Genomic DNA, 25,249 nt, shown 5'->3' with positions numbered 1-25,249 from the left:
ACCTCGGTTACAGTGCTCAATTTTCGCGCGGAGAGTTTGTCGAAGGAGTCCGAGCGGAGCTCTAGTGATCCAAAGCGAGAACGAGTTTTCGCACTCCATATTGATCCTCAGACACAAAGAGGGGAGGCTTCTTGCCTCCCCTTACTTTGTTTCGTCTCACCTCGGTGCAACGGCTGCTGTATTTAGATTGATTGGATAATTGCTCTTTTCGCTTCTTTGCGAACAATACGCCGCCAGTTTCCGCATTGCAACCGCTGTCGCTTCATCAACCGGCCCAGGGCTGGTTAAACAAAGTCCCAACAGTGCGAATGCTTCGTCCTCGGTGAGCTTCAGTCCTCTGTTTGTCAGAGATTCCATGATTGCTCCTCCTTGGTCTTTTCGACTACATAAGTGTACGGCAAGTTCGGTGCCATCATCCTAAAGTCGGTTTAATGGGGGGTTCATTAAGCATTCCTTAACATTTGATGGGGATTGAGGCCTATGGGGGATTCAGGATTGAGGTTTCAGGATTGAGAAGTGGTTTCGAAACTGAAACCTGATCCCTCAAGCCTGAAGCCCGTGAAAGCTATACTTACACCGATGTCCAAGGATGAATTCCTAAGTGTTGGCGGTCAAGCGATTATCGAGGGAGTGATGATGCGGTCGCCGAAGTACTTCGCAGTGGCTTGTCGCGCTCCGAATGGGGAGTTGGTTGTGAAGGCCGAGCCTTTGGAGAAGACTTGGATTGGTCGGCAGAAGTGGCTGAAGACGCCGTTTTTGCGCGGGTCGTGGGCGTTGCTCGATGCGATGTCGCTCGGGATTCGGGCGATGAAGTTTGCTTCGGATATTCAGTTGGCTCCGGAGTATCAGAAGCCGGAGGATAAGGTTGTGGATGCGGCGGAAGAGGTGACGAAGAACTCACAGCCGGTAGCGTCAAAGGCGATTCAGGACGGTGTCGTCGCCGGAACCATTGTCGTATCCCTGGCATTTAGTCTCTTCTTGTTCAAATATCTTCCCCAGGTCGGAGGGACTACTCTTCGCCAAAAGTTCGACCTCGGGCCACAGGTGACGAACCTTCTCGTCGAGACGATCAAGTTCGCGTTTTTCATCGGCTATCTTCTGCTCATTAGCCAGATGAAGCAGGTGAAGGAAGTCTTTAAGTATCACGGCGCAGAGCATAAGGCGATCAACACTTGGGAAGCGGAGCAGGAGTTGACGCTGGAGAACTGTAAGGCTCAGACTCGCTTGCACCCTCGTTGTGGAACCTCCTTTGCGATTATTGTTTTGCTCCTCGGGTTTGTGATCTTCCCGTGGATTCCACGGTTTGAGGATCACTTCACGCAGTTCAAGGGCAATACCCTGATGATCGCGCTGGGCAACTTCCTTTATCACATCGCAGTTCTGCCGTTCATCGCGGGGATTGCCTATGAACTCCTTCGCTTCGCGGGAAAGTTTCGGGACAACGCGGCAATTATGGTGATGTTCAAGCCGGGGCTGTGGACGCAGTTGATCACGACCTCGGAGCCACGCGATGACCAAATCGAGGTCGCTTTGGATTCGCTGAAAGCTTGCCTTGCGGGCGAAGAGACTTTGAAGGCTAAATAAGCCTGGCAGGTACCCTTATGGGTCTATGCCAGTCCGCGTTCGATTTGCGCCAAGCCCAACGGGGCTCCTTCATGTGGGAGCTTTGCGTACGGTTCTGTACGACTATTTGTTGCGGCAAAAGGAAGGCGGCTCGTGTATTTTGCGGATCGAGGACACGGATCGGAGTCGTTATAACCCGGACAGCGAGCATGAGTTTGTGGAGACTCTGCGGTGGGTGGGGATTGAGTTTGACGAGGGGCCGCACGTGGGTGGACCTCATGCGCCTTATCGGCAGTCGGAGCGTCAGGCTTTGGGGATTTATGCTTCGAAGATCGCCGAGCTAGAGGCTTCTGGTCACGCCTATAAGGCGTTTGATACTCAGGAAGAGATCGAGCAGATGCGCGAGTTTCAGCAGATCAACAAGGTCCAGATCGGCTACTACGGCGGGGATTGGCGTGATGCTGATGCCGCGAAAGTTGAGGCGGCGATTGCGGAGGGTAAGCCTTATGTCATCCGGCTAAAGGTTCCTCGGGATCGAAAGATCGTTGTTCAGGATTTGATCCGTGGGCGGGTTGAGTTTGACTCGAATACCTTGCCGGATCCGGTTTTGATCAAGGCGGATGGGATGCCGACTTACCACTTTGCGGCGATGGTGGATGACCACCTCATGGAGATCACCCATGTTCTGCGGGGCGAGGAGTGGATTTCGACTTCGCCAATTCACTGGCTGATTTTTGAGGCGTTTGGCTGGACTCCGCCGATTTTTGTTCACTGTCCAGTGATTGTAGGTGCGGATGGCAAGAAGCTGTCGAAGCGGCATGGGGCGACTCGGGTTCTGGACTACATGGCGCAGGGGTACCTGAAGTCGGCGCTGAAAAACTTTATTGCGCTGATTGGATGGTCGCCGGGGGATGATCGGGAGGCGATGTCGGAGCCGGAGTTGATTTCGGCTTTTGCGCTTTCGGGGCTTCAGCCGAGTCCGGGCAAGTTCGATATTGAGAAGCTGAAGTGGCTGAACGGCCACACGATTCGGTCGATGAGTGCCGAGCAGGTTTTGGCGGAGATCGAGGGCTTGTACGCTGAGGAGCACACGAAGGGATTCTGGGAGAACTTTGTTGATGAGGAGGTCTTGCCGAATCAGAAACCTCGCGATGGACGGGCGATTTTTGAAAAGTTCGAGAAGTTCGTTCTTTTTGCCCGGACGAATCGGGAGTATGCGCTGGAGTGCATTAAGCTGGAGCAGGAGCGCGTGACGAACCTGATCGAGTTTGGCGAGGCTTGCGAGTTCTTCATTGTTGAGGAGCCGCCGATGGATCCGAAGGCGGTTGAGAAGTGGTTTGGCCAGCCTCATGCGCGCGCTTTGTTCGAGCACATTCGTTCTGCTTGTGGTGCCTCGGCTCTGTCGCCGGATGAGATGAAAGCGGCTTTGGTGGCTTTCCAGGAAGCAAACGGGATTGAGAAGTTGGGGCCGATTGTTCACCCGACGCGGGTTGCTTTGACGGGCAAGACGTTTGGGCCGGGATTGTTTGAGCTGATGTCTGTTCTAGGTCCGGATCGGATTGTGAAGCGGATCGATCGGGCACTTTCGATGCTATGAAACCGGTTCCGGAGGCGCGGCGTACTGATTCGACAATGACTTTGGAAATCCCAAAGAAGGATCAGGGGTTGGCGATGCTGGTGAATCTGGCATCGATTCCTCTACCGTACGTTGCGCCGATCGTGGGTTCGGTGATCGGGACGCGCTCGCCCTATGTCAAGTTCCACTCTTACCGGATGTTGATCGAGCAGGTGATGAGCACGATCATCGCGGGGATTTTGATTGCTTGCAGCCTGAGCTATAGCATCTGGAAGATGAAGGAGGATGGCGTTTGGGACTCGACGGGCATCCATCCGGAGAAGATTGGCTGGGTAGGCATCATCGTTAAAAGTGCTGTGACGTGGGTTCTCTTTGCGCTTTGGGGTCTCTGGAATACTTTCAACTCGTTGAAGGATGCAATGGAGGCGGGGCGGGGATATGTTCCGCCGAAGCCGAGGTGGTCTGAGCGGCTTGCGATGAAGTGGTCGGGGTTAACAAAAGGGTAAAACGGATATCCGGTTTCAATGGCGAGCCGCGACACTAATCCATAAATCTCTAGGCCATGAATCTCGTTGATGTAACTGTTATTGGCGGCGGCCCCTGCGGGTTGTTCGCATCGTTTTATGCTGGCCTGCGCGGGATGTCCGTGCGAGTTATCGATTCCCTTCCCGAACTCGGTGGGCAATTGATGGCACTTTATCCCGAGAAGTACATCTTTGATATGCCGGGGTTTCCGAAAGTTCTGGCCAAGGACTTGGCGAGAGATTTGATCGCTCAGGGGACGCAGTTCCATCCGAAGTTGGTGCTTGAGAATACGGCGGTTTCGGCGGAGGATTGTGGTGATCATTGGCTGTTGCGGACGGATAAGGGGCTTGAGCTACCTACTCGTACGGTGATTATCTCGGCGGGACCGGGAGCGTTTTCTCCGACGAAGATTGGGGTTGAGCGGGAAGAAGAGTTTGTGGGGAAGAGCGTCTTCTACGGGGTTCGAGACCGCTCGATCTTTACCGGGAAGAAGCTGCTGATTGTTGGTGGCGGAGATTCGGCGTTTGACTGGGCGATGAACCTGAACGACATCTGCGAGAGCATTACGTTGGTTCACCGGCGAGATGTGTTTAAGGCCCATGACCATTCGGTTGAAGTTGTTAAGAACTCGAGCGTTCGGATGAAGCTGTTCTATGTTGTTAAGGAGCTTCATGGCTCGGATGGAAAGCTCGAGGCGGTGACGCTGGAGAACACCCAGACGAAGGAACTCGAGCGGGTTGAGGCGGATGCTATTTGCGTGAACATTGGCTTTAAGTCTTCGCTCGGTCCCTTGAAGGAATGGGGGCTGGAGATTGAGAAGAATCAGATCAAGGTTGACTCGAAGTACGAGACGAACCTGGCGCGAATCTTTGCGGTGGGGGATGTTGCGACTTACGGGTCGAAGCTAAAGTTGATTGCGACGGGGGTTGGTGAGGCGGCGACGGCGGTTTGCTTTGCGAAGACGTACATCGATCCGGAAGCGAAGCTGTTTCCGGGGCATAGCAGCGATATGGAGTTGTAGGGTGTATCATCATTCCCAAACCTCTCGGAGTTGTTAAGAAATTGGGAAGCGCATATACACCTGGATTGACCGTTAGTGGCGACATCGTTGTCCGCCGCACACGCCGACTACCGATTAAAGGTGAGGTTTTGGTGGGCATCGGTGATACAGTCGAGCCGACTACGCCGATTGCCAGGGCTCTGCTCCCAGGAAACCTGCAGACCATGCGTATTGCCGATCCTCTGGGCGTAGAGCCGAAGGATGCTGAGGCATTCATGGTGGTCAAGGTTGGCGATCAGATTGAGAAGGGTGATCTTGTTGCCACCGGGAAGAAACTATTTGGCATATTCAAGGCCCCGACCGCAACCTCGGAGCATACAGGAACAGTTGAAAGCTACAGTGACATCACGGGCAATGCTCTGATTCGCGAGCCGTCGATTCCAATTGACATGAACGCCTACATCAAGGGCAAAGTCGCCGAAGTTCTGCCGATGGAGGGCGCGATTATCGAGACGCGCTGTGCGATGGTCCAAGGAATTTTTGGAGTGGGCGGAGAGCGGCAGGGCTCGCTTCGCCAGGCCGTTGAGTCGCCCGACGAGGTTCTGGACGAAAAGCACATTTTGGATTCCGACGCCGGAAAAATCTTGATCGGGGGCGCGGGAATGACAGCCGCTGCCATCAAACGGGCGTCGGCAGTCGGCGCAGCCGGAATCATCGCTGGAGGACTCAAAGACAGCGACCTCATCGAGTTTTTGGGTTACGACATCGGTGTTGCGATTACCGGTTCAGAGAAAATCAATCTGACCTTGATGGTCACCGAGGGATTTGGTTTCTTGCCAATGGCTTCGCGCACGTTTGATCTCTTGAAATCGCTTGAAGGACACGATTGTTCGATCAATGGAGCAACCCAGATTCGGGCTGGCGTTATCCGGCCGGAGTTGATTGTTCCAGAACCGCGAACTACGGGTGAAGCAAGCAAGGAAGCGAAGGTTCTCTCGCTCAATATCGGGACACAGATTCGGGTCATTCGCGAGCCTTACTTCGGTTTGCTGGCTAGCGTCACAGATCTTCCGCCCGAGCTAGTGACTTTGGATTCGGGAACTCACGTTCGAGTCTTGCGGGCGAAGCTGAACAGCGGTGAGGAAGTGACGGTTCCGAGGGCGAACGTTGAGATTATCGCAGCGGGATAATTAACAGGATTAAGGAGTCTTTACTCAGCCTTAACATCGGCGCGTAAAACTTGCATTGGAAACATGACTCTACTGATTGTTGACGATGAGCCGGCGATCTCCGAAACTTTGGAAGCGAAGTTCCGACGCGAGGGGTATACGACGTTTACCGCCGAGAGTGCCGAGGACGGCATGCGGCTTTTCAAGCGGGTAAAACCCGACCTTGTGATTCTTGATATCATGTTGCCCAATCGTTCGGGCTTTGATTTTTGCCGGGCAGTTCGCAAGGATAACCAGACGCCAATTATCTTTGTTTCCGCGAGAGCCGACGAAGAGGATCGAGTTCGGGGCCTGGAAATGGGAGCGGATGATTATGTTGTTAAGCCATTCAACATGTCCGAACTTGCGGCACGGGTGAAGGCGATTCTGCGGCGCGCTCAAGGCGAACCCGCGAGCGAAGTCATCGAACGTGGCGGCCTATTGATCGACCCACGCACTCACGAAGCGAGCATCGATGGAAAGCCAATGACTCTTTCACCGAAAGAGTTTGCGCTGCTCATGTTTCTTGCCAAGAACTCCGGTCAGGTTTTTACTCGCGAAGCCCTTTTGGATCGAGTTTGGGGGAAGGATGCTTACGTTACTTCCAGAACTGTGGATGTCCACATCCGCTGGCTTCGAACCCGAATTGAGCCAGACCCGAACGTTCCCGAGAAACTCGTGACCGTCCGGGGTGTTGGCTACAAGTTCATGGGTTAGGCCGACTTGCGTCGGCGTCGTAGCAGGGCGAGTGAGCCAAGTCCTAGCGCGGTCATCGTCATCGGCTCCGGAACTGCGGTCATCTGAGATTGGCCACCCTTTTCAGTGGTGCCGAAATATGTGACACTGTTCGTCGGAGTGACGCAGTAAGTTCCGTAGTACTGCGAAGCAAAGCCCAGGATTTCCGAGCTCACGTTTTTCGCCTGAAACTTAGCGCCAGAAGCGTCGAATGTCGATCCGCCGTCGTAGATAGCTTCCCATACGGCGAGCTGAAGTCCCGCTTGCTGAGCAGACGTCAGGGCTGTTGCTTGGTTGTTGGCAAGAATGGTGCCAGCTTTGCCAAGATTGGTGTTCGGCGTCAAGGTGAGGGAGCTAGCTGAATAGCTGTTCGAAGTATTGTCCAAAAAGGACAGTGCATCGGCACAATAGCTGCTCAAGGAGCCGCTACTTGAAGAGAAGTTGAGCTGACCAGCATAGACCGAAGTGAAGCCACTTCCGTTTACAGAGATCGATGCAGTCTTTGCATCTGGCAAGCTCATACCCGTAAAGGTGAGGTCAATGGCCTGCGCTGAACCTGCGATAGCAAGGGTGCCGACCAAAAGCGATGGGAGGATTGCAATTTTCATATCTGCTCGCGGACTCAGATCGAGTCAGCAAGCAGAGGTGCGAATTTCGTGCCAAAACCTAGGTTTTAGCTTTTTAGTGGTCCATCCCTGGTGCCCGCAAGCTCCGTTCAATCTGGTCGTTAGGATCGGTGATGTCCTTTTGGGCGTCTCGCCAGAGCCAGCGCATCATGTCGGGGAGGATTTGGCCACCAAAGGCTCCGCCATGGTTATTGATGCCCCACGTGTAGTTCAGGTCGTATCCCTTTTTGGTAAGGGCGTCCTTCATGCGAACATTTTGTAAATACCAATCCCAGGTGGCATCGTATTTCCCGTCGCGGACACCACGCAGGTCATTTCGACCATCACAAAGGAAGACCCGAATCGGCTTCTTCTTCTCCTTCGAGATGATGTCGGGGTACTGGTGGCCACCCCGGATGTTGGTAAACGAGCCGACGATGCTCAGCACTTTCCGGAAGGAGTCCGGGCGGTGCCAGGCTACGCCGAATGCGGCGATCGCTCCTGAGCTTGTTCCACCGATTCCGCGCTGCTCAGGGTCCTTGCTGATACTGTAGGTCTTCTCGACTTCAGGAACAATTTCGTCCGTCACGACCCTGGCGTATTTATCGTCAAGAGCGTTGTACTCTTGACCGCGGTTGGTAAAGCCGTCACCCCAGCCGCGCTGCGCGGACGGTTCATCTTGGTCAGGTCGGCGACCAGGATTGATGAAGATACCCAGCATGACCGGAATTTCTCGGCGGAAGATCAGGTTGTCCATGACGACGCTGGCCCGGAACCCGCCGTCAGGTCCGACGTGGGCGTGGCCGTCTTGGAAGACCATCAGCGAAGCGGGTTTCTTGGCGTCATATTGCGCAGGAACATACACCCAGTACGTGTGCTGGGTTCCGGGATAAGCGGTACTCGGGAGCATGAAGGGCCCTTTGATTTCGCCCCTGGGCACGCCTTCTTTGACCTGAGAATCAGGACCGAGCTTGTAGAAAGAATCGGGGTTTGGCTTTGCGGCTTGGTTTTGGGCCACGACGAGGGTTGTGCCGACACCGGCAAGGAATGCGAGGGCGACGATACCGCTCTTCATGGAGGGTACGTTACCCCTTATTTGTTGGAATCGGGCAACTCTTTACAGCGAACCGCGACAAACGCAAGCTCATCGCAGTACAACAAAGGTTCCTATGAGCTTCCCTACTCGTGCCTTCGCCGCCCAATCAGCCACTTCATCTCTTGAGCTTTGGAGTCTTGAGCGGAGAGCGCTGGGAGCTGATGATGTTCTTATCGACATTCTGTTCTGTGGCGTCTGCCACAGCGACCTGCACCAGGCTCGCGACGAGTGGGGCGGATCCGTTTTCCCGATGGTACCGGGGCACGAGATCGTTGGAAAAGTTCTCTCCGTTGGATCAGGCGTTTCGAAGTGGAAGGTTGGAGACACGGTGGGAGTTGGAGTTTTTGTTGATTCGTGCCGAACCTGTCCTCAATGCGTTGCCGGCGAGGAGCAGTACTGCGACGAAGGCATGACTGGCACGTACAACGCTCAGGCTCGCGACGGTTCGGGGCCGACCTACGGTGGCTACTCAACCCAAATCGTCATTCAGGAGCACTATATCGTGTCGATTCCAGAGGGACTCCCGTTGGATGCCGCGGCTCCGCTGCTATGTGCTGGTATCACCACGTACTCGCCGTTGCGCTACTTCGGCGTGAAGCCCGGCGACTCGGTCGCAGTAGTTGGTCTCGGAGGACTCGGGCACATGGGTGTCAAGTTTGCGAAAGCGTTCGGTGCTCATGTCACGGTACTCAGCCACTCACCGTCGAAACGCGAGGCAGCTTTGGCACTCGGTGCTGACGACTTCCTCGCGACGGGTGATGAAGCGGTGTTCTCGGAGAATCGGAAAAAGTTCGACTTCATTCTGGACACAGTTTCTGCTGATCACGACCTCAATTCGTATCTCGGGCTTTTGAAACTCAATGGCACGATGGTTCTTGTCGGCCTACCAAATCCGTCTCCGGTCAGCGCGTTCTCGCTCATAGGCGGACGACGTTCACTCGCTGGATCGATGATCGGGGGCATCCGGGAGACTCAGGAAATGCTCAACTTCTGCGCGGCGAGAGGCATTACGAGCGACATCGAAGTGATTTCGATGGATTACATCAACACCGCATACGAGCGGATGTTGAAGAGCGACATTCGGTACCGCTTCGTGATCGATCTGGCTTCGCTCAAGGGGTGATTTCGATCTTGACGTGCTCCTCTTCGGGCGTTGGCTTGTAGAAGACGGTCGCCTTGATTCCTGTGATGGCGACGATTTGACCGAGTGCCGTCAGACTGGATCCCGGGGGCGTTGACCAATTCTCGACGCTCTCGGCTTGATAGACCATCGCGAGGTTGTCGAGATCGCCAGTCGGGTTGCGGAAGTAGTCAACCAGACCTCGAACCAGGCTCTTCGCCATGGGGCACTCCGTACCAGGACTCAGCCAGGCAAGCGCCTCCTTGTACTCAGGTTGCTGCAAGACGGAGATGAACATCTTGCCGTCCCGATAGGGCACGATGCGCCTGAACTCGACCCAAACGTCGTCGTACGACATCTCATTGACGGGGGTTGGAGTTGGCTTTGTGCCGAACAGTTTCTTCAGCAAAGACATGTGAGCATCTTATCACTTCGAGCCGTTTTCAAGGTGCGATTTGATCGCTATCGCGATGGTCTTGGCCGTGCTGGTAAGTTTGTCTTTCGACCGCAAGTCTGCGCCAAATTCCAATTGGATCGCATCGATCCCCTTTTCAGCACTTGCGCCGTAGCTTCTCGTGATCCAGCCTCCATTGAAAGCGGGATTCTCCTTTTGATCGGCATCCTTGATGGAGGGTTCAACTTTCAGTCCTCTACTCTCCAAAATCGCCAAGAATCCCTTGGCTCCAGAGAACGGGCCGAGAGACTTATTTCGAAGCGAAGTGAGATTTCCGGTTCCACGAAACACCGTATCGCTCACTTTTCCTTGCGAGTGGATGTCAATGAGCAGAGCACCAGGCTGAATCCGGGTGGCGTCCACTGCCTTCCGAAGTGCTTCATGGTACTTGCGGTAGACGGCAGTTCCCGCCTCGCTTTCGGCGCCATCCTTTTCCGGCCGGTTGGCATCGACATACTTCCGGCTGAACTTAGCGATGACCAGCCAGGGCTTCTTGCCGGTGAGCTCTTCGAGTTCCTTCGCCGTCTCTTCGGCAAGTTTGTCGGAGTTGGTATCGAGGACGGTCACGAACTGGGGGGCGGCCTTGTTTGTTCGGAGCGGACAGTTTGGGACTGTAAGCCGGCCACCATGGGGAGCAGAAATGATGATCGGTAGATCACCCTTCTGGATGACGATCAAAGGATCGTCATCCAGAAGCAAGAGTGCCGCAAGGTGAACCATTGCTAGACCCTCAGTTTGAGCGTGATGATCTCAAACGGCTTGTAATCAAACTGTATAGCTCCATCCTCGATTTCGAGTTCGCCCATTTCGGTTTCTTCCAGGTTACAAAGTTGGGCACCGAGAATCGGCCGGAGAGAGCGAAGCTCGGCAGTCCCTCTTGTGTTATGACATTCGTAAACCCTAACGATGAGGTCGTTTGAGTCTTCCGCCTTCTTCACGGTTTCGATCACGATGTTTGGGTTGTCGCAACTGACCAGTTGGGGAAGGACGGCGGCAGTTCCATTGCTTGGCTTCAACGGCACCGATCTCATGGGAGCGTTCAGCGCGTACGCCGAGCGCACGACATCGGCGTACTGATGCGGTCCGAAGTGCGGCATCAGGACATAAGTGAACTTATGGACACCCATATCGCAGTCGGGGTCTGGCGCTTTTGGCGCTCGAAGGAGTGACATCCGCATGACATTTTGATGAACGTCGTGGCCATACTTTCCATCGTTCAAGAGGGCAACACCTAAGTCGCCCTCGCTTACATCAATCCACTTCTGGGCGCAGACTTCAAAGCGAGCCATGTCCCAAGTGGTGTTGTAGTGAGTTGGTCGCTCAACGCTTCCAAACTGAATCTCGTAAGTCGCCCTAGCGGCGTTGACGTTGAGCGGGAACGCCACCTTGAGGAGCTTGTCGTCTTCGTGCCAGTCGATCTCGGTATCGAACCGGATTCCCGGGGTGGGGCCGAGGCTGATGCGTTGTTTGATTGTTGACTTTCCGAACTTCTTGACGACTTCAACAGCAACACGCACAGGGCCGCGCTCGACGATCTCGAAGCTCTCGCTTTTCAGGAGGTCTTGAGCCGTTTCGTAGGCAAAAACGTCAACGTCCCACGCGCTCCAGAAGAGTGGTTGATCGTCAAAAAGTTGGAAGACGTTTGCGAGCTTGCCTGGTTCGATGAACTCCGTTCCGTCCTCAAGACTTTGGATTGAGCTGATATTGCCGTTGACGTCGAAGCGGACGCTCCATTGATCATTCTCGATTTTCCGTCCGCTGGCTTTTAGCCGGTACTTGGTCGTTGGGTTGAGGTCGGAGAAATCTGCCGCCGCGACGGTGCCCTGAGCGGCGAGCGGGGTCGAAAAGATGAGTTCTCCATCCACGTTTTGCACCGGAAGGATTTCATCACCGCAGGCCACGCTGGCCGGCACTGTCTCGCTCCTCCAAGGGATCGAGGCTTGTGTCTGAACAGTCGTGTTTTGGAAGATTGCGTGGGGGAGTTTCATCTCCGTTGTCGCCAGCTTCTCTCCGATTTCCGTTAAGGCGGCGTTCACAATGGATTTCCCAGACTCCGTTACCTTTATGTAGTCAACCTTCGAGTCACGATAGACCTCCTGCACTGACGAACCCGGGATGATGTCGTGGAATTGGTTGAGCAGAACGAGTTTCCAAGCTGCTTCGAGCTCCTTCGATGGGTATTTCTTTGGGAAACTAGCCGTGAACGAGCTGAGCCATTCGGCATCGCGCAACAGGAACTCACACTCGCGGTTCGACTTTTTGTTGGCGGCCTGCGAAGTGTAGGTTCCTCGATGAAGCTCCAAATAGAGTTCTCCGACCCAGGTCATTAAGTCTTTGGACTTGGCTTTCGCCTCGCGGAAGAAGTCGATCGCCCGTTTGCCAGACATGACCTCTGGATAGTTGGGAGCCATGCGACCGCGGCGAATGAATTCGAGATGCCTCTCGGTTGGGCCGCCGCCACCATCGCCATGTCCGAAGACGTACAGCGATTGGTCGGCTCGGGCTTGGTCTTTGTAATTCTTGACTGAGTAGACGACTTCCTTAGGTTCGGCAGATGCGTTGTAGGTGTCCGCCGGAGGGAAATGGGACCAGACTTTAGTGCCGTCGATGCCTTGCCACCAGAAGGTGTGGTGGGGGAACTTGTTGAACTGGTTCCAACTGATCTTCTGGGTGAGGAAGTAGTCGATGTTGAACTTCGCGAGAATCTGTGGGAGCGCGGCAGAGTAGCCGAAAACATCAGGAAGCCACATGTCCTTCGTGGTGTAGCCGAAGTGCTTGCGGAAGTAGCGCTTACCGTAAAGAAATTGCCGGACGAGGGATTCAGCACCAGTGAGGTTGCAGTCCGCCTCGACCCACATCGAGCCAACTGGTTCCCATTGGCCGCGGGCAATGGCTTCTTTGACTCGCTTGAAGAGTTTGGGATACTCGAGTTCGAGCCACTCGTACTGACTGGCTTGGCTATGTACGAAGACGTACTCTGGGTATCGCTCCATGAGGCTGAGCTGCGTGGAGGTGGTGTGCGCCATCTTCTTCTTGGTGATGTCGATAGGCCAGAGCCATGCGGTATCGAGGTGGGCGTGGCCCACGGGGTAGATCGCATGTTTGAACTCCCCGTTGAGGGAGCCCAAGGTGTCCTTAACTAGTTTTCTGGCTCTCGGAATCGACTCAATCTCCTCTTTGACCCACAGGTTAATGACCTCGTTAAGCGCGCGTAAGACCGTTGCGTAACCGGGGTCATCTTGTTGGTAGGTTTCAAGAAGGCTGAGACAGAAGTCGATATCGAAGTGGAGGGCTTTGACTTCGGGGCGGACGATTTTGAGATAAGCGAACTCAACCTTCTCGACTTCCTTTTCTCTGGGGAGCTCTTTGAGGTGCACTCGGCATTGAGGGTTCTTTGTATAGGCCTCGAGGATGTACTCGACGGTTTCCCCACCTTTTACGGGGCCATCTGTCGGCAAGGTACCGCCGGTCAAGAATCCAAAATCGGTGTGCTTGTAGTCAATGCCGCGGTAAGGGCTATTGTCCTTCCAAAGGGTGCGTTCGCTGCCGATTTCGGCGTGAACAACGACGTTTTGGCCAGCCCAAGATTTTGGCACCTTGCCCGTTAGGCGAAACCAGAACGTGGTGTAGGCAGGTCCGTAAGCAAAGCCTGGGCCGACCTCTTCCCAATTGCCAGCGATGGCTTCTTTTTGATCCTTGGCTGGACGACGGTTGATTTCGATTTTGAGATCGACTTGGTCCCCGTAGAGGAGCGGTTCCAGCGTGTTAACCAGAAACTGCGAGACGCGGCGGCGAGTGAGGTCGGAATGCTTGAGCATTTGTCTTTTGGGGAGTCTACTTTGGCTCGAACCTTGAACCCATCGTTTCGGGGAAAAGTGGACATGAAGCTGTTGATTCGGGGTTAGTTGCGAATAATGTCGCAAAAATGCAGTCGTAGCCTAAATATCGCCATCGACAAACACGATATACTTAGTACGTGGCAATATGCGAGTTTTAAGTACTGTCTTGGCAGCACTCTACGGAGAAGGTGAAAACCGCCCCGGCTCGAGATCGTCGCGTCACACCCAAATACTCTCATGCCTTCGGCGAGGGCTCGACGGGGAAACGGAACCTTCATGGAACTGGATTCTCTCGACCCTACGCCGCGAGGGTTTTGTCACCGAGGCCGTCCACTTGATGAATACCCGGCGGATCACTCAGGCGGAAGTGCTGTTGGATCGGCAGGAGATCGTTACGTCGGCTTGTGCGGCTTACCCCCAGTCTTTGCTAAAGCACCTTGGCCGCTGTGCTCCGCCGGTTCTTTGGGTTAGCGATCCATCTATGGCAGCCACACCTCCTTGGCAGGACGAGGACGGCTTGGATCGTTTTGGAGTAGGAGGAGTCGGCAGTCGTCAGCCACCTCCGATGGGGGTCGAGTTGGCCCGGGCGACAGGACATTGGTGCTCGGATCGAGGCTATTTTGGAGTTTCAGGCGCCGCTGAGGGATGCGACGCTGCTTTTGGAGACGGTATTTTGGGGGCGCAAGGCGACGTGGTTCACTTCTTGCCGTGTGGGATGGACCATGGGCGTTGGCTCGGCTACGCGCTCTCGGTATGCCCACCCCGAGAGCCCTTCAGCACGGGACGGGCGATGGAGCGAAACGGTTTGATCTATGCGATGGCGCATTTTACAGTCGTTTGTTCCGCGCGGTTTCGCAAGGGCGGTTCCTGGCAAGGCGCGGCGGCGGCTATCAAAGGCCACCAAGCGGTAGCGGTTGCTGATTGGACCTCAACCGGTCATGATGCTTCACTCTCAGAGAATAACCATGGCACCTTCCGGGTTGCTCAACACGCCCTTGCCAATTTAGGGGCCTACCAACTTGCGGTCGATTTGGCGACTCATCGCGAGAATTATCCCTTTGCGCTGGATGATGCAATGACATGGGCCTATGACTTTCGGGCGGGGGCCATCAACGCTGGTCTCTTCGCCGCCGCCAGCTAGCTCTGGCTAGATAGGGCCCAACCCTAGTTGAACGTAAAGACGACCTTTCCGGCCTTACCGGCCTTCATCAGCTCCATCGCATTCTGGAATTCGGTGTAGTGCATTACGTGGGTGACGATTGGATCCAGATTGAGCTTGCCACTTTGCAACAAAGCGCCCATCTGATCCCACGTATCCCAGAGTTTGCGACCGACAATGCCCTGCAAATCGATCCCTTTGAAGATGACCTCGTTAAGGAGGATTGTCTGCTCAGCCTTTCCGTAAACTCCCAACAGGGACACCCTGCCCCCAGGCCGAACGGCGCCTATCGCTAATGCGAGTTGAGAGGGGTGACCCGACATCTCAAGGACAACATCAACGCCACCTGGACAGTGCTTTAGCGTTTCGGCCAGCGCATCTTGAGTGAGCGGATTGAAGACGTCATCGGCCCCGACTTTGAGCGCAGAGGCGGTTCGAAACTCGCTGACCTCGGTAGCAAAAACCTTGTCGGCTCCCGCTGCCTTACAAACAGTCACTGCCATTTGGCCGATTGGTCCCATACCGGTGATGAGAACACTTCGACCTTCGAGCGGACCCGCCATGGCAGTGTGAACAGCGTTGCCCAGGGCATCTTGGAAGGCCGCGACGAGAGGCGACACTCCACGTGGAGTCGGGCGGGCGTTTTCCCAAGGAATGACCGCGTATTCGGCAAATCCACCGTCGACGTCAACGCCGAGGATAACCGTGTTTGCACAGACATGAGCTTGCCCATGGAGGCATTGAATGCACTTGCCGCAGACGATATGCGACTCGCTGGCAACAAAATCCCCAACCTCGCGCTCGGTGACACCCTCGCCGACTTCGACGACGGTTCCGCAGAACTCATGCCCGATGATACGCGGTGGTTTAATGCGAGCGGAAGACCATTCGTCCCAGTTGTAAATGTGCAAATCGGTGCCGCATACCGACGCAGCCTCGAGTTTGAGCTTCACGTAACCAGGCTGGATGGTTGGTTCGGGAACTTGGACGATTTCAACGCCCGGCTCAGGTCGCGTCTTTGCGATGGCTTGCACGGCGATCATTGTACTTGGCAACGCCCCTGCCCGGTAAACTGAAAGCCGTGTTGAAAGTTGCAGTTTTGCCCTTAAATGCCGGAGAGGGCGCAAAGCCCCAGCTCGGGCGCCAAATTTCCGCTTTCGTGGCAGACCAACTTCGTAGCCACGGAGAAGCTGATGTTCAGTCCGTGAGTTTCCTGACCCAAGTCGAACAGGGCGGGGTTGCCCGTACCGCTTTTGTGAATATTGGGGACGGGCTCCTCGAAGCCGATCAGCTTGGCGATTTGTTTAGCCAGTCCGGGGTTGATGTTTCGATGGACGGCTCGATTGCCGCCGCCGATGGCGGCCACGAGATTACGGTTCGCTATACCAAGAAAGATGACTTGGCAGGTGGCGTCACCGAAGTCCACAAGTTTACGGACGAGCAGATCTTTACCGTTCTCCACAAAATGGTCAAGCGACTTGCTGATGAAGCCCAAATCGGGCTCCCCGAGTTTCTGGCGGGAGAGACGATGGAGTTCGGCACCGACAGCGCGGCTTGCTTCCTCAAGTTCCTTGAGGGTTACGATGCTCTGAACTACATCCAGCAGGCCAACGGCCTCGTGGCCCAGGAGTTTTCTCCGGAGGGCGCTCTTGAATCCTTAGCCGAAGCCATCGAGCTTGACAAGGAGTTTGAAGGGGCGTACCAAGTGCTGGTTGGACTATGCCGAGCTTGCACGCAGTACCAGATCGGAACCTTTGAACTTGTAGAAGGAGCGCTGAACAAAGCGACCAAGCTCGTTCCAGACGACTTTGGTGCATTCTTCGCACTTGGTGAGCTTCACCAAGCGGCAAACGATGCCGCAAAAGCGGTCGATTTCTTCGAAAAGTCGGCTCAGCTCAAAGCCGATGATCCGGGGATTTTGAATCGCCTCGGCAATGCTCAGGCGTCGATGAACATGTTCGTCAATGCCGAGCGCAACTTTAAGCGAGCGATTGAGCTTGAGGATGAGACCAAACCTTCAATGGACTTCTTGGTCGGAGTATTGAACGCGACCGGTCGGGGTCACGAAGTTCCTGCGCTTTGGAAAGAACTGGTCGATGCGCATCCGCAGAATCCGGAGTTTCACGCAAAGTACGCCATCTCCCTGATTCAAAACGGTCGCCAATCCGACGGCGAGAAGGCGTTCGAGCATGCCATTGTCAGCGTCGAAGAAAACGTTTTGGTTAAGCGGTTCTATGCTCCTTATCTGGCACAAAACGAGGATTTGGACCGAGCGATGGACTTCTACGAGGACGTCATTGATGTCGCCCCGGCCGATGTTCCGCTGTTGCTTGAATACGCTCAGACTCTCCAGGCCGCCGACCGCGAGTTTGAGATTCCTGCGGTACTGCAAAACGTCCTGAAGGCGAATCCAGATCCGAACACCAAGGCCCAGGCAACTGCTTGGCTTATCGAACTGGAGCAGCCGAAGCGGATAGAAAGCGTTCAGGCTGCAGGCGAAAAGTTAGCCGCTGGAGATGCTGAAGGTGCGATTCGCGACCTTAAACCACTCCGCAACTGGCTTGCCGATTACTGGAAGATGTGGGCGATGCTTGCATCGGCGTACAACCGAATCGGCGATCACGTCGAAGCCGAAGACGCGGCTCGACGATTGCTTGAAATGTATCCTGGCTGCGAACCAGCCTACGGCGAGTACCGAGAGTCGCTTAACGGGCAGGGCAAGCACGAAGATGCTTGGCAGTTCATGCAGTTCGCGTTCTCGCAGAATCAGCAGAGTTTCGGTGTGTTTATTAACCTCGGCCTTGCTGCAAAGCGAGCGGGGCACACCGATGAAGCGAAGCAGATCGCTGAGCAAGTTCGGGCGGTTGTCAACGAAAACCCGGACATGATGACTGAACTAAAAGACGTTCTTGCCGAGCTTGAGGCGTAAACTAGTACGGTGCAGGTAACCGCACCCGCTGAGAACAAACGCGTACACCCATTGGTGTGCGCGTTTGTCGCTTCTAACGTCTTGATGGTGACGATCTACGCATTACCCAAGCCCACTCAGGCCGTTGTTAACAATGAGGTACCAGCGCACGGAACCGATATTTTTCTGAAGTGGAACGACGCTACGCTCAAGACTCATCCGTTTCTTGAGACCTACATCCTGCCCACTGGGCTCTGGCAATATTGGGATATGTTTGCCCCTAATCCGGCGCAGACGGACTTTTGGTGCGACGCACAAATCATCTTCTTCGATGGTTCGCATACGACCTACCAGTATCCCAGGATGAAGGAACTTCCGCTCACTCAGAAGTATCTCATGGAGCGCTATCGGAAGTTCTATGAGCGAGTCAACCAGAGTGATCCGGCTCATGGCAACGATAACGGCTGGATGTGGCCAGTCTTCGCCCAACACTTCGCGCTCATCAACGCGAAAGACCCCAAGAATCCGCCAGTGAAAGTTGGGTTGACTCGGCACTGGCAAGAGGTTGCGCGGCACGACGCAAAACGTGGGCCAGAACCGCCCTACCAGAGTTACACCTATTATTGGCACATCGTTGATCAGACCAAACTAGCGCGAGACATGGGGTGGAACGTTGGAAAGCGCTAAGCAGCTTTACCGTTGGTGGTTTGGGTATGGAAGCCCGGTGACCCTTGGGGTGTTCCGAATCTTGTTCTGCACGTTGTTGTTCATCAACTTCGTCATGATCGGGCTGTTTTGGAACGACTGGTTTGGTCAGACAGGTTACGTTCCGGCCGAGATAGGCGCAAAGTGGATGGACTCGCACTACATGAACGGCGGCGATCGTTCGCTGTTGTTCAACCGGATCGATCCTCTATTTGGAGTGACCAACGATCTAATCGTGAAAGCGGTTTACTGGGCGACGACCGGGTTTGCCGCTCTATCCGCATTAGGGATTTGGAGTCGGTTCAGCACGTTTTGCTTGGCTCTTGGAATCGTCGCGATTCATCATCGCAATCCGATCATTCTTCACGGCGGAGACACTTGGATGCGAGTCGCGGCCATCTACTTGGCGATGGGACCTTCGGGGGCAGCGGTCTCTCTTGATCGATGGATTGCAAGGCGCAAGGGGACCGCAGGGGAACAGCCGCCGTTGATTTCAATGTGGCCCCAACGGCTAATTGCATACAATTTGGCGTTGTTGTATTTCACGACGACCTGGGCGAAATGGTTCGGAGGTCTTTGGAAGTCAGGGGATGCTACGTGGTACCCAGCTCGATTACACGAGTTCGATCGCTTTCCCGTTCCTGCTTTCTTCGACGATTATCCTATGGTAAAAATCACTACCTGGGGGAGCCTTGCCGTTGAGTTCGCGCTCGGAACTCTGGTGTTTTTCAAGCCGCTTCGTAAGTATGTGCTTCTGGCAGGAGTGAGCCTCCATGCATGGATCGAGTATTCGATGAACATCCCTCTGTTTGCCTTCTTGATGATGACTTCGTACATCGTTTTTTATGATGGTGAAGAGACTGCGGCTTGGTGGGATAGACTCAAAGCGCGGTTTGCGCGTTCCTGATGATCTCTGAACTACGAGTCGAGAATCTTGCGATTATCAACCACGTTGAACTTTCATTCAACGGAGGTTTCTCGGTTCTGACTGGCGAGACTGGGGCGGGAAAATCGTTGATGATCGACGCTTTGGAGCTTGCTCTGGGCGAGCGGGCGGATACGGATTTAGTTCGGACCGGAGCAGCGAAGGCGTCGGTTCAGCTGGTTCTTGATTTGTCTGCGCGAGCTGACCTGCTGGCTCCGTTGTCTGAGCTTGGTTTGGAGCTGGAGGATGGGCGTCTGTTCATTCTGCGTGAGGTTTTTGCAGGGGGTCGGTCGGTTGCACGGGTGAACGGAGGGACGGTTCCGATTGCTACCTTGAGGGCTCTAGGGCGGTTGATCGTTGATTTGCACGGCCAGCATCAGCATCAAGCTTTGCTTGATCCACTGACGCATGTTGGGTATTTGGATCAGTGGATTGGAGTCGAGGCTGTTTCTGCATTAGGTGCAGTCGAGTCGGCGTTTTCGTCGTTTTCAGCGGTTCGAACCCGGATGGAAGCCTTGCGGCGAGGGCTTCGGGAACGGGAACAGCGCTTGGATATGCTTCGGTTCCAGGTGAACGAGATTCGCTCCTTCTCCCCGGTCGACGGCGAGGAAGAGGAACTGTCGGCGACACTCTCTCGATTGAAGAACTTGGAGCGCATTACTTCTTCGGTTCAGGCCGCTCTTTCGTCACTTAGCGAAGGCGAAGTGAATGCTCGTGATCTTCTGGCGGGCGGTTCCTCTGCGGTGTCAGATGCTTTTCGGTTTGATTCTTCCTTGGAGGTCGTAGCTTCTGGACTGGAGGCTGCGGTGGTGAATCTGGATGAATCCGTGCATGCATTGTCTTCCTACTTCGAGCGGCTGGACTCTGACCCTGCATTGCTGGATTTGACGTCCGAGCGCCTTGATGGGTTAAAACGGCTCAAGCGGAAGTACGGCGAAAGCGAAGCTGCGATTTTGGCCTTTTGTTTATCGGCTGAAGAAGAGCTTGCGACCTTGGAGGATGCTGAGGCTTCGGAGGAATCGCTGAACCAGCAACTCACCTCGGCTTCGGCTGAGTTGGCTTCGGCTTGCCAAGTTTTGACAGGTGTTCGGAGGTCGAAGGCGGATGCTTTTGTAGCTTCGATGAGGGAGCATTTGGATGACCTCTCGATGGGCAGGGCCCGGTTGGAGGTTTCGATCAAGCCTTGCGAGCCTTCAGCACTGGGTGCTGATGAGGTTGAGTTTCTCTTTTCGGCCAACGTAGGGGAGCCTCCGAAGCCGCTGGCGAAGATTGCTTCCGGCGGCGAAGTTTCGCGGGTGATGCTGGCGTTGAAGAGTGCTTTGGCGGGGCGGGTAGGGGTTCCGACGTTGCTTTTTGATGAGGTGGATACTGGGCTCGGTGGGAAGGCGGCGGCGGCGGTTGGGCGCAAGCTGGCGGCTCTCGGGGCGTTTTATCAGGTGATCGCTATTAGCCACTTGCCGCAGGTGGCGGCTTGCGCTTCGCATCAATACCGGATTGAGAAGCGGGAAGAAGGGGGTCGGTCCCAGACGTCGGTGGTAGCACTTTCGGCGGAGGATCGGGTGGAGGAGATAGCGCGGATGTTGGCGGGGGATACGGTGACCGAGACTGCTTTGGCAAATGCTCGAGAGTTGTTAGGATGAATCGAGAGCAACTAGACATCATTGACGTGGCAGTACTGGCCTTCCTTGCGGGTCGATGGTCGTCCCTTCCGGGCCGGAGAGAGCGAATCGATCAGCGGGTAGCTTTGAACTCCGAGTTATCTTCAATTTATCTAACCGAGGAGGAACTAAGACACCTACCTAGCGAAAAGCTACAAGCAATTAAGCTGGTCAGAGACCGAACCGGGGTGGATCTTAAAAGTGCCTATTCGATTGTTGACTACCGTTGGAGACACGGAAACCAGCCAGCTGACTCCCATTCGGCTGGCGCCCCTCCTGACAAATCCTAAGGCAGACGAAGTCCCACGCTCCAATTTCGCCAAGCAATAGCAGATCTTATTTGCGCGCCTTAACCGATCACAACTTCTGTCGAAATCGTCGGGTTCTGGCGCAGCGTGGCGGCTACGGAGCAGTATTTTTCGTCACTGAGTTGGACGGCTCGCTCGACGGCGGCGGGGTCGAGATTTGGACCTTTGAGGATGTGGCGGACGGTGAGGGCGGTGAACGGGCGGGGGTAGGTGCCCGGTTCGGGACGCTCGCCGACGACTTCGATTCGGTAGCTTTCGACGGTTTGGCGTTTTTTGGCAAGGATTCCGACGACATCAACGGCTGAGCAGGCAGCGAGAGAGCCGACCATAACTTCAAGCGGCGTTGGGCCCTTTGCGGGTGCGTTCTCGTTGTGGGAGGCGTCCATGATGAATGGCACGCCACTCGGGGCGGTTGCTTCAAAAGTGAGGTCGCCTTTCCATTCGACTGAAACTTTCATATTCCTTTCTACTCCAATCTGTTGGTTCTCGTGACTCCTCGCTGCGCTCGCGAAGCATGCGAGACGCCCCGATTTTTCGGGTTGTTCCACTTGCGATCCTGGTTTGTATTGTCGCTATCGCGCCCGGAAGCGGGTGGGGGCACCCGCGCTCCAATTAGCCCATCAGTTCGCGTTCGGCCGGGAACTCCGTATCACCGATCACGGTCGGTTGGTCGGGCTTGCTTTCCAGGCTGATGAAGCGATCTTGCTCGGACGACTCGATTGAGGCAAGCATGGCGTCGAGGACGTGGAAGGCCAGGTCTCCGCTGGCGCGGTTGGGGCGTCCTTCGGCGATGGCGTGAACCGTGTCGAGGACCCCGAGGCCGCGCGAGTTGGCTTTGAATGGCTCGGTGGAGCGGATGATCTGGGACTCGCCTCCTTTCCGGACGATGATGTTGCCGGTTTCTGGGCGGCCATCCCAGCCATCGAAGGAGTTTGGATCAGGAACGATCATGGTTCCGTCGCCGCCGAAGACGACGATGCAGGGCTGGCCTTCGAATCCGTGAGTGTCGAACGACATGGTGAGTTGACCAACGACACCGCTATGGAACTGGACCGTGGTTCCAAAGTGGGTTGGAGTTTCGACCTTGATGACGGTTCCCTTCTTTGGCTCGCTGGTGACGGTTCGCTCAGGGTAGGTAATGTTGGTGATGCTGGCGACCCGCTTGATTGGTCCGAACATGTTGACCATCGCCGTTAGGTAGTACGGGCCCATGTCGAGCATCGGACCGGCTCCGGGCTTGTAGAAGAACTCGGGATTTGGATGCCAAGATTCGACTCCGCGTGAGGTCATGTAGCCGTGGACTCCGACGATCGGGCCGATGATTCCGCCTTCGAGGAGCTTGCGAACGTGCTGATGAGCGGCTCCGAGGAAGGTGTCCGGGGCGCAACCGATGGTGAGGCCCTTTTCCTTGGCGGTGCGGAGCATTTCGCGGGCTTCTTCGCGGTTTGGCGCGAGGGGCTTTTCGTTGTGGACGTGCTTTCCGGCATTCAAGACTTGGAGTGCTACCTGCCCGTGGACAGCCGGAATCGTGAGGTTGACGATGAGGTCCACCTCGTCAGTTGCGATCATTTCTTCGACGGAGAACGACTTGATCTCGTACTTTTCGGCCTGGGCTTCCGCTGCTGCAGGCAACAGATCTGCGATGCCCACCAGCTCAGTTGAGGCGAATTTCTTGAGATTTTCGCAGTAGATCGAGCTAATATTGCCGGCTCCGATAATGCCGACTCGCATGGGCTTCATGGGGTCAAGTTTACTTGACCCCTTCGTTTGATTGATCCGTAAATTCTTCGGAATCTAGGTTATTCCATCACAACGTTGATCGCGGAAATCACTTGATCAACGTCAGGCAAAGCAGCGTATTCATAGATCGGGTTGTAGCCGATGTGGACATCGTCACGGCAGACCAATTGAGGTGGCGAAAGGAAGAGATTAAATCTCTCAGGCACGCTGACCATTTCGCTGATGATCGACTGTCCGAAGCCGCAGGTCTTGGTGTCCTCGTGAACGACGACCAACCTTCCAGTCTTTGCGACGGACTCGGTAATGGTCTCGTAATCGCACGGAACGATTGACCGGAGGTCGATGATCTCACAGCTCACGCCACTCTTGGCAGCGGCTTCGTGGACGAGTTCCATCGTGTTACCGTAGCTGACGATCGTGACATCGGAGCCTTCTTGAACGACATTCGCAACCCCAAACGGAACCGGCTCGACGTTCTCGACTTCGATTTGCATTCGGAAGATGTGCTTCGGAACGAGAACGAAGGTGGGGTCGTCACCGTGGATTGCGCTCCAGAGGAGTCCGGCGGCGTCTTGCGGGGTGCTCGGAACGGCGACTCGCAGACCCGGGACGTGAGCCAAGGAGCCTTCGTTGCTCTGGCTATGCCACAGCGAACCGCCCGGCAGGTACGCACCGTAAGGGGCGTAGATCACGAGCGGACACTTCCATTCACCAAAGCTTCGCCAGCGGAGGGTGGACATTTGGCCAGTGATCTGGTTCCAGCCAGGAGCGATGAAGTCGATGAACTGGAGTTCGAAGACCGGTCGCCATCCGTAGGCTGACAAGCCAACAGCGACTCCCATGATCGTTGCTTCCGCAAGTGGTGAATTGAAAACTTGCTTGGGGAATGCTTCGCTGAGACCCTTGGTGACGCCGAAAACGCCGCCTTTGGGGTCCTCGATGTCTTCGCCGAAGAAGACGATCTTGGGATCATTTTCGAGGGCTTTTCGGAAGGTAGTGTTGATTGCGGAGACCATGGTTTGACGTCCGGCGGTGATCGGCGGAGCCTCTGCATCAACCTCGTCGCCCCAACAATCGCGCATGGTTTCTTCGCTGATCGGATCGTCGGCTTTTTCTGCGGCAATATAGTCTTCGTCGACTTCCTTGAAGACCTCATCTTGCATCGCCTGGAATGCGGCTTCGGTGAGTTCTCCGGACTTGAGGAGTTCCTCGGAAAGGAGTCGAATCGGATCGCGGAGCTGCATCTCTTCGATGTCGTTCAGATCGCGGTAGACCCGGTGATCGTCGCTAGATGTGTGTGAGGAAAGGCGGTCGATGTCGAGCCAGATCATGGTTGGCCCCTCGCCTTTACGAGCTTTCTCGATGGCAGTTCGACCTGCTTCTAGGATGTTGTCCGGATGCCGACCATCGACTTTGACGACAGCTTCTGATTCGAATAATCCGAGGTGGAACGGCATGAACTTCTCGGTCGGAGTTGAGATGCCGTACTTGTTGTCTTCCAGCACAAAAACGACGGGAAGCTTTTCTTGAATGGCAAAAGCCCAAGCTTCATAAAACTCGCCCTGCCGAGCCGCCGCGTCTCCAATGGTGGCGATAGCGACGCTGTCCTTGCCGTCCATCTTCATTCCCCAAGCGGTTCCGCAGGCCGGAAGACAGTTGCCACCGGTGAGCGTACAGACGCTGAAAACGTTGTGCGGTCGGCTGCTGTAGTGCCCGGGCATCTGGCGGCCGCCGCTGCTTCCATCACGCTTGGCGAAGTAGGCAAGGGCGAGGTCTTTGTTGGTGAGTCCTCGAGCCAGCATCAAGCCACGGTCGCGGTAGTAGGGGAAGATATAGTCGTCTTCTCGGAGTAAGTAGGCAAGCGCGCCAAGTGCTTCGTGGCCCATTCCGGAGACTTGGAACCAGCCCTTGCTTTGTCGGAGCAAGATTCCTTCGCGGCGATCCCCCTCACGGGAGAGCATCATCAGTTTGAGGAACTTGAGCTTGTTGAAAGTGCTTTTTGAAGTCTTGGTTGACATGGTTGCCTTAGTTCTTTCTACGTTGAAAGATCACGGTCGACTGACACACTATTTTACCGGAACCGTTCTTGAGGAGAACTGACCAGCGAACCGTGCATTGGGCAGTG

At 55.1% G+C, this 25,249-nt stretch carries 21 protein-coding genes; 12 read left to right on the top strand and 9 right to left on the bottom strand.

The genetic code is table 11. The features are described from left to right. Nucleotides 1-579: 579 nt before the first annotated feature. The 6 genes from WCK51_06475 (at nt 580) to WCK51_06450 (ending at nt 6,589) form a co-directional block, all read left to right on the top strand. Complete coding sequence (locus tag WCK51_06475; protein MEI7576520.1) at nt 580-1,584, top strand: DUF1385 domain-containing protein; 1,005 nt, start codon at nt 580-582, stop codon at nt 1,582-1,584. A gap of 25 nt (nt 1,585-1,609) precedes the next feature. After that, entirely contained in the window at nt 1,610-3,160 is a 1,551-nt protein-coding gene (gene gltX, locus WCK51_06470) for a glutamate--tRNA ligase (GenBank protein ID MEI7576519.1), read from the top strand. Next, on the top strand, nt 3,157-3,645 hold the full coding sequence (locus WCK51_06465) for a hypothetical protein (protein MEI7576518.1): 489 nt from the start codon (nt 3,157-3,159) through the stop codon (nt 3,643-3,645). Before gltX ends, WCK51_06465 begins: the two co-directional genes overlap by 4 nt. A 56-nt stretch (nt 3,646-3,701) precedes the next feature. Further along, complete coding sequence (locus WCK51_06460) at nt 3,702-4,685, top strand: NAD(P)/FAD-dependent oxidoreductase (GenBank protein ID MEI7576517.1); 984 nt, start codon at nt 3,702-3,704, stop codon at nt 4,683-4,685. A gap of 65 nt (nt 4,686-4,750) precedes the next feature. Further along, the gene (locus WCK51_06455) at nt 4,751-5,854 is read left to right on the top strand and encodes a hypothetical protein (protein MEI7576516.1); all 1,104 of its coding nucleotides are present in this window, start codon (nt 4,751-4,753) and stop codon (nt 5,852-5,854) included. A 63-nt stretch (nt 5,855-5,917) separates the two neighbouring features. After that, nucleotides 5,918-6,589 (top strand): response regulator transcription factor, encoded by a 672-nt coding sequence (locus WCK51_06450; GenBank protein MEI7576515.1) that lies wholly within the window; start codon nt 5,918-5,920, stop codon nt 6,587-6,589. On the opposite strand, the gene WCK51_06445 is transcribed toward WCK51_06450, so the two are convergent. Together WCK51_06445 and WCK51_06440 are read right to left on the bottom strand one after the other, a co-directional pair. Next, the gene (locus WCK51_06445) at nt 6,586-7,215 is read right to left on the bottom strand and encodes a PEP-CTERM sorting domain-containing protein (protein ID MEI7576514.1); all 630 of its coding nucleotides are present in this window, start codon (nt 7,213-7,215) and stop codon (nt 6,586-6,588) included. The two genes, WCK51_06450 and WCK51_06445, sit on opposite strands and share 4 nt — an antisense overlap. A 73-nt stretch (nt 7,216-7,288) precedes the next feature. Continuing rightward, nucleotides 7,289-8,287: an alpha/beta hydrolase-fold protein gene (locus tag WCK51_06440; GenBank protein MEI7576513.1), complete on the bottom strand. Its 999-nt coding sequence runs from the start codon at nt 8,285-8,287 to the stop codon at nt 7,289-7,291. Between the two features lie 94 nt (nt 8,288-8,381). On the opposite strand from WCK51_06440, the gene WCK51_06435 reads away from it, so the two are divergent. Beyond that, on the top strand, nt 8,382-9,431 hold the full coding sequence (locus WCK51_06435; protein MEI7576512.1) for an NAD(P)-dependent alcohol dehydrogenase: 1,050 nt from the start codon (nt 8,382-8,384) through the stop codon (nt 9,429-9,431). On the opposite strand, the gene WCK51_06430 is transcribed toward WCK51_06435, so the two are convergent. Genes WCK51_06430 through WCK51_06420 form a run of 3 tightly spaced genes read right to left on the bottom strand, consistent with a single transcriptional unit; the run spans nt 9,421 to nt 13,700 of the window. Beyond that, nucleotides 9,421-9,843, bottom strand: coding sequence for a hypothetical protein (locus tag WCK51_06430; GenBank protein MEI7576511.1), 423 nt, complete (start codon nt 9,841-9,843; stop codon nt 9,421-9,423). The two genes, WCK51_06435 and WCK51_06430, sit on opposite strands and share 11 nt — an antisense overlap. A gap of 12 nt (nt 9,844-9,855) precedes the next feature. After that, nucleotides 9,856-10,602, bottom strand: a complete 747-nt coding sequence (locus WCK51_06425; GenBank protein ID MEI7576510.1) for an N-formylglutamate amidohydrolase — start codon at nt 10,600-10,602, stop codon at nt 9,856-9,858. A gap of 2 nt (nt 10,603-10,604) precedes the next feature. Further along, nucleotides 10,605-13,700 (bottom strand): alpha-mannosidase, encoded by a 3,096-nt coding sequence (locus WCK51_06420; GenBank protein ID MEI7576509.1) that lies wholly within the window; start codon nt 13,698-13,700, stop codon nt 10,605-10,607. Nucleotides 13,701-13,866: 166 nt separating this feature from the next. Here WCK51_06420 and WCK51_06415 point away from each other — a divergent pair, with 166 nt between their 5' ends. Beyond that, a complete protein-coding gene (locus WCK51_06415) occupies nt 13,867-14,862 on the top strand; it encodes a DNA-processing protein DprA (GenBank protein MEI7576508.1) in 996 nt (331 codons plus the stop codon). A 23-nt stretch (nt 14,863-14,885) separates the two neighbouring features. On the opposite strand, the gene tdh is transcribed toward WCK51_06415, so the two are convergent. Continuing rightward, the gene (gene tdh / locus WCK51_06410) at nt 14,886-15,914 is read right to left on the bottom strand and encodes an L-threonine 3-dehydrogenase (protein MEI7576507.1); all 1,029 of its coding nucleotides are present in this window, start codon (nt 15,912-15,914) and stop codon (nt 14,886-14,888) included. A 47-nt stretch (nt 15,915-15,961) separates the two neighbouring features. Here tdh and WCK51_06405 point away from each other — a divergent pair, with 47 nt between their 5' ends. The 4 genes from WCK51_06405 to recN are packed head-to-tail and all read left to right on the top strand — an operon-like array spanning nt 15,962 to nt 21,058. Continuing rightward, complete coding sequence (locus WCK51_06405; protein ID MEI7576506.1) at nt 15,962-17,809, top strand: hypothetical protein; 1,848 nt, start codon at nt 15,962-15,964, stop codon at nt 17,807-17,809. Nucleotides 17,810-17,818: 9 nt separating this feature from the next. Beyond that, nucleotides 17,819-18,475: a hypothetical protein gene (locus WCK51_06400; GenBank protein MEI7576505.1), complete on the top strand. Its 657-nt coding sequence runs from the start codon at nt 17,819-17,821 to the stop codon at nt 18,473-18,475. Next, complete coding sequence (locus WCK51_06395; protein MEI7576504.1) at nt 18,462-19,400, top strand: HTTM domain-containing protein; 939 nt, start codon at nt 18,462-18,464, stop codon at nt 19,398-19,400. The genes WCK51_06400 and WCK51_06395 overlap by 14 nt, the downstream gene beginning before the upstream one ends. After that, a complete protein-coding gene (gene recN, locus WCK51_06390; protein ID MEI7576503.1) occupies nt 19,400-21,058 on the top strand; it encodes a DNA repair protein RecN in 1,659 nt (552 codons plus the stop codon). Before WCK51_06395 ends, recN begins: the two co-directional genes overlap by 1 nt. Before the next feature lie 367 nt (nt 21,059-21,425). On the opposite strand, the gene WCK51_06385 is transcribed toward recN, so the two are convergent. The 3 genes from WCK51_06385 to WCK51_06375 all read right to left on the bottom strand — a co-directional run bounded on the left by WCK51_06385 (nt 21,426) and on the right by WCK51_06375 (nt 25,142). Further along, on the bottom strand, nt 21,426-21,842 hold the full coding sequence (locus tag WCK51_06385; GenBank protein MEI7576502.1) for an OsmC family protein: 417 nt from the start codon (nt 21,840-21,842) through the stop codon (nt 21,426-21,428). A 154-nt stretch (nt 21,843-21,996) separates the two neighbouring features. Further along, nucleotides 21,997-23,124, bottom strand: coding sequence for a Gfo/Idh/MocA family oxidoreductase (locus WCK51_06380; GenBank protein ID MEI7576501.1), 1,128 nt, complete (start codon nt 23,122-23,124; stop codon nt 21,997-21,999). 59 nt (nt 23,125-23,183) lie between these two features. Then, entirely contained in the window at nt 23,184-25,142 is a 1,959-nt protein-coding gene (locus WCK51_06375; protein MEI7576500.1) for a thiamine pyrophosphate-dependent enzyme, read from the bottom strand. Nucleotides 25,143-25,249 lie beyond the last annotated feature (107 nt).

This window comes from Armatimonadota bacterium (genome assembly GCA_037138755.1).
Lineage (GTDB): Bacteria > Armatimonadota > Fimbriimonadia > Fimbriimonadales > Fimbriimonadaceae > Fimbriimonas.
Note: the sequence above shows the minus strand (reverse complement) of the source record. Positions and strands in the feature narration are given on the sequence as shown.

Bases quoted from the DNA above. Each gene is read 5' to 3' on its own strand.
- WCK51_06475 (MEI7576520.1), top strand. From the start codon at position 580: ATGTCCAAGGATGAATTCCTAAGTGTTGGCGGTCAAGCGATTATCGAG.
- gltX (MEI7576519.1), top strand. From the start codon at position 1,610: ATGCCAGTCCGCGTTCGATTTGCGCCAAGCCCAACGGGGCTCCTTCAT.
- WCK51_06465 (MEI7576518.1), top strand. From the start codon at position 3,157: ATGAAACCGGTTCCGGAGGCGCGGCGTACTGATTCGACAATGACTTTG.
- WCK51_06460 (MEI7576517.1), top strand. From the start codon at position 3,702: ATGAATCTCGTTGATGTAACTGTTATTGGCGGCGGCCCCTGCGGGTTG.
- WCK51_06450 (MEI7576515.1), top strand. From the start codon at position 5,918: ATGACTCTACTGATTGTTGACGATGAGCCGGCGATCTCCGAAACTTTG.
- WCK51_06445 (MEI7576514.1), bottom strand. From the start codon at position 7,215: ATGAAAATTGCAATCCTCCCATCGCTTTTGGTCGGCACCCTTGCTATC.
- WCK51_06440 (MEI7576513.1), bottom strand. From the start codon at position 8,287: ATGAAGAGCGGTATCGTCGCCCTCGCATTCCTTGCCGGTGTCGGCACA.
- WCK51_06435 (MEI7576512.1), top strand. From the start codon at position 8,382: ATGAGCTTCCCTACTCGTGCCTTCGCCGCCCAATCAGCCACTTCATCT.
- WCK51_06430 (MEI7576511.1), bottom strand. From the start codon at position 9,843: ATGTCTTTGCTGAAGAAACTGTTCGGCACAAAGCCAACTCCAACCCCC.
- WCK51_06425 (MEI7576510.1), bottom strand. From the start codon at position 10,602: ATGGTTCACCTTGCGGCACTCTTGCTTCTGGATGACGATCCTTTGATC.
- WCK51_06420 (MEI7576509.1), bottom strand. From the start codon at position 13,700: ATGCTCAAGCATTCCGACCTCACTCGCCGCCGCGTCTCGCAGTTTCTG.
- WCK51_06415 (MEI7576508.1), top strand. From the start codon at position 13,867: ATGCGAGTTTTAAGTACTGTCTTGGCAGCACTCTACGGAGAAGGTGAA.
- recN (MEI7576503.1), top strand. From the start codon at position 19,400: ATGATCTCTGAACTACGAGTCGAGAATCTTGCGATTATCAACCACGTT.
- WCK51_06385 (MEI7576502.1), bottom strand. From the start codon at position 21,842: ATGAAAGTTTCAGTCGAATGGAAAGGCGACCTCACTTTTGAAGCAACC.
- WCK51_06380 (MEI7576501.1), bottom strand. From the start codon at position 23,124: ATGAAGCCCATGCGAGTCGGCATTATCGGAGCCGGCAATATTAGCTCG.
- WCK51_06375 (MEI7576500.1), bottom strand. From the start codon at position 25,142: ATGTCAACCAAGACTTCAAAAAGCACTTTCAACAAGCTCAAGTTCCTC.